Here is a 3,719-nt window from a genome sequence, read left to right as displayed (position 1 = left end):
TAACGCTGTTTTTCGACGTTAAAGTGTGARTGAGCGGCGGCGCCTTCACTTTAACGTCGAAAAAYAAGCTTATCTCYKSYGGAAGAACCCTCCACCYGGATAAARCCYGCTRTAACGCTGTTTTTCGACGTTAAAGTGTGARTGAGCGGCGGCGCCTTCATCTTAGCATCAAAGGCTGACGTTTAATGGCTATCACCGATGCTAGTTCGCATACTTTTCAGCTCACGCATTACCTTCCCTACGCTGCCAGAAGGTAATCCGAACGCCTCGTGCATCACTCGGTACTGAGCGTACAACCTGTCGTAAGCAGCCTTGAGCTCACTATTCGGACGAATGAACTGCTCTTTCGTTTGTCCCATCGCTCGAATCCCATCACTCAGGCTGTCGTAGCCGCCTACTTGGCTACCCGCTGCCGCTGCCCCGCAGATGGCAGCCCCAAGCGCTACAGGCTGAGTCGACTTCGCCACCCTGATGTCCATACCCAGTACATCGGCAAATATTTGCATCAGCAGCTTATTTTTTTGTGGCAACCCGCCGCAGGCATAAAGTGACTCTATATGTACACCGCTTTCTTCAAAGGTTTCTATGATCCGTCTTGTGCCGAAAGCCGCCGACTGGCGAACATGTCGCCGACTGCCGGTTGACCCGCTTCATAGCCAAACATTCCCGGAACAATTCCGTCTTCCACTACACCATTAACGCCTGGAATAAGATGTTCCTCATCACTGAGAACCATGTGGCACAGTGAAGTTCCCATAGCCAGAACCATGCTGCCTGGCTCCGTGACACCACAGCCAAGAACAGCGGCGTGTGCATCAATGATAGCAGTAGAAATAGCTGTGCCTGGTAGCAAACCGAGATCTTTGGCCATCCGAGGTTCCAACCCACCTGCACGAGATCCGGCGGGTAATACAGCTCCAGCCAGCTTGGTCTCGTACAAATTTTCGAATCGAGGATCCAGTTGCTTCAGAAACTCCGAAGATGGATAACCCTCCAACTTGTGCCATATTCCCTTGTAACCTGCACAGCAGCTGCTCCTGACGGGCTCGCCGCAGAGCTGCCATACAACCCAGTCCGCCGCCTCCACAAAGCGATCGGCCGCTTCAAATACAACCGGCGACTGTTGGGCCGTCTCCAGCAGCTTGGGCAGAAGCCATTCCGAAGAAATGCTGCCTCCATAGCGGGGCAGGAAATCTTCGCTCCTCGCTTTGGCCAGATTATTTATTCGTTCCGCTTGCGGGGCTGCTGCATGATGCTTCCAGAGCTTCGTCCAGCTATGCGGATCATTCCTGTACTCTTCGAAGAAGCATAACGGAACACCTTCCGCATTCACAGGCAGCACCGTGCAAGCGGTGAAATCAATGCCGATGCCGATCACAGACTCCGGCGGAATTCCTGCTTGCTGAAGCACTGCGGGGACCGATTGACGAAGAACATCCAGATAATCACCCGGATGCTGCAGTGCCCATTCCTTCGGCAGCATCGCCTCCGAACCCGGCAGCTGACGATCTATGACACCGTGTGCATAAGTCGTTACATGTGCCGCTATTTCCTCACCCGTATGCACATCCACCAACACAGCCCGACCGCTTTCCGTACCATAATCGACACCAAGGGCGTATTTCTTGATCTCTTTCTTGATCTCTTTCTTGATCTCTTTCTTGATCTCTTTCTTGATCTCTTTCTTGATCTCTTTCTCCATCCCTATCCCCGCCCCTATCTCCATCTCTTTCTCCATCCCTATTTCCCCCACGCTTACACATTATTTAAAATTTCTATTGCAACAGATACACCTGCATAATCCCCAACCTGCTCACCCAACCCAGCAGGCACGATATCACAAACATCTAGGGAGAAAGTTAGTGCTTCCTGCTTTAGTGTTCTCATAACTATAGGCTCCAGCAGCTTGTGTTGTCGTCCATATATACTGCCAATTACGATTTTCTCCGGATTAAGCACATCAATTAACATAGCAATCCCTTGCCCCAAGCGGTGGCCTACCTCATTAAAAACCTGAATCGCCATAGGATCCCCTGCTTCCGCAGCCATTCCTACCTTCTCCGCAGTCAAACTACTCAGATCGGCCATTGTTTGGCAATAAGAAGGTGGTTGGCCTTCCTGAATGGCTTGAAGTGACATCGTTCGAGCGAGCTTCGCGATACCTCCGCCACTGCAGAAACCCTCAAATGAACCCGCCTTTCCATATCCCCAGGGTCCACCGGCTTCCAAACGAACATGCCCTACTTCACCCGCCATATCATTCGTACCTATATAGAGCTGCCCGTTAAGGATAAGCCCCGCTCCCATTCCTGTGCCAAAAGTAAGAAAGACCATGTTGCGACAGCCTTTCCCCGCTCCAAAACGCCATTCAGCTAAGGCGCAAGCATTGGCATCATTCTGTAATCCAACTGGAACCCCGTATCGTTCACGAAAAGGAGATAGGATATCAATCTGATCCCAGCCTGGAAGATTCGGAGGGGAGAGAATAACGCCCGCTTGGCTGTTAAGTGGACCTCCGCAACTAATGCCTATGGCTTCAGGCCTCTGATCTGGATGACGAATGAATAGAGCATCAAGCGCTGCACAGATTTCACCGATTGCCATGTCCGGCCCAGATGGGGTCAGAAATCTCATTTTGTCCACAAACACAACGTTATCCTGTTCTACAACTGCCAAAGTTACTGCACACTTTGTACCACCAATATCGATTGCTGCAACTAAGGTCATTTGGGAAAAAACGCCTCCTCTAACATCATGCATAACGCATGATAAATAGGCAGATGCCTTTCTTGAATATCGAGTGTTTTCTCCCAAGGCACACATATCGTCACATCACATAAAGACTTTAATTTACCCCCACTATCCCCGGTGAAACCAATGGTTTTCAACCCTTGCACCTTGGCGACCTGTAGAGCCCGAAGGATATTCGTAGAGTTGCCTGATGTACTGAACGCAATTAATACATCCCCTGAGCGGCCATAACCATACACTTGTTGAGCAAAAACCATTTCTGGATCAACATCATTGGCATACGCACTTATCAAAGCTGAGTGACTTACGAGCGAAATCGCTGGCAGCGCACCCTGGAGCTTATCGGCGAGATCAAAACCTTCTCCTGGAAACTCACGTTCAAAACGATCGCTTATGGATGTGGACAACGGCCTTTTGGATATAAACCCCTTCATCAACTCGCCAACAACATGCTCACAATCTGCGGCACTTCCACCATTACCGCACAATAACAGCTTGTTTCCTTGGTTAAACGAATGGTTTAATAGCTCAAATCCCAATTCGATATCTGATAAACAGTTTATTAATTCTGGATAACGTGTTGTCATTGAACACAAAATAGCGTTCATTCCGTAGGCCCCCCTTGATTAAGTTACTTCATCACTCTTGCAAGTGCGGTATTGTAAATCGTTTCAATCTCGGTTGCCCCTTTGTCTCTACATTGCTTAATGAATTGATCCCAATCGTTCAATACCCCTTCACTTACTATGAACTTATCCATATTTTGAGTTAAATAGGCGTCTAATTGTGTGCGGAGCTGCTTAAGTCTATCTCGTTCTTGTTTATTAAATGGAGGATCGTTGACCTCACGGTAATTAATCCCGTCAGCAAGATCCTTGTTTGCCCTTTCAGACCACTTCATCAATTCCGGTGCAGAAGACAGAAGGATTGGATGGTCGTCAGACTGAAACGCTAAGCCAAGATAACCG

General features: G+C 49.0%; 3 protein-coding genes and 1 pseudogene. All 4 read right to left on the bottom strand.

Going from position 1 to position 3,719, the window contains the following annotated elements; translation table 11 throughout:
* Window positions 1-182 precede the first annotated feature (182 nt).
* Window positions 183-1,630: pseudogene (locus tag AC1DUA_RS31320) on the bottom strand (ribulokinase).
* A gap of 125 nt (window positions 1,631-1,755) precedes the next feature.
* Window positions 1,756-2,727, bottom strand: a complete 972-nt coding sequence (locus AC1DUA_RS31315; RefSeq protein WP_477503460.1) for an ROK family protein — start codon at window positions 2,725-2,727, stop codon at window positions 1,756-1,758.
* A complete protein-coding gene (locus AC1DUA_RS31310; RefSeq protein ID WP_477503459.1) occupies window positions 2,724-3,359 on the bottom strand; it encodes a D-sedoheptulose-7-phosphate isomerase in 636 nt (211 codons plus the stop codon). The genes AC1DUA_RS31315 and AC1DUA_RS31310 overlap by 4 nt, the downstream gene beginning before the upstream one ends.
* 23 nt (window positions 3,360-3,382) lie before the next feature.
* Window positions 3,383-3,719, bottom strand: a 337-nt coding sequence (locus AC1DUA_RS31305) for a hypothetical protein (protein WP_477503458.1), incomplete at its 5' end; no start/stop codon positions are given.

The organism is Paenibacillus sp. 01T422, from assembly GCF_056398785.1.
Note: the sequence above shows the minus strand (reverse complement) of the source record. Positions and strands in the feature narration are given on the sequence as shown.